General features: G+C 47.6%; 1 pseudogene. It reads right to left on the bottom strand.

The features are described 5' to 3' along the window. Positions 1–85 precede the first annotated feature (85 nt). A pseudogene (locus tag KI210_RS08630) lies at positions 86–269 on the bottom strand (amino acid ABC transporter permease); the annotation flags it as partial.

Raw genomic sequence — 269 nt, 5'->3', positions numbered from 1 at the left:
AGGTTACCAGGAAGCCTTGGAACAAGTAGCGCATGTTGATCAGGCTGTATGCTCCTGCAAAATTCATTGTTCAGCTCCCCTTTCCTTATTGCTTCATTGTCTTTTCCAAATGCTTCATGTAGTAGCTCAGCGGCATCGTCAGAATCAGGTAGAAGATTCCCGTGATGATATAGGTCGGGATTACCTGATACGTGGAAAAGGCCACCGTGTCGGCTTGGTACATCAGGTCAAAGCCTGCTACGAACGACAAGACCGACGAGTTCTTGATC

The sequence above is a fragment of the Lactobacillus corticis genome (assembly GCF_018327645.1).
Lineage (GTDB): Bacteria > Bacillota > Bacilli > Lactobacillales > Lactobacillaceae > Lactobacillus > Lactobacillus corticis.
This window is presented reverse-complemented; position numbering and strand designations above follow the sequence as displayed.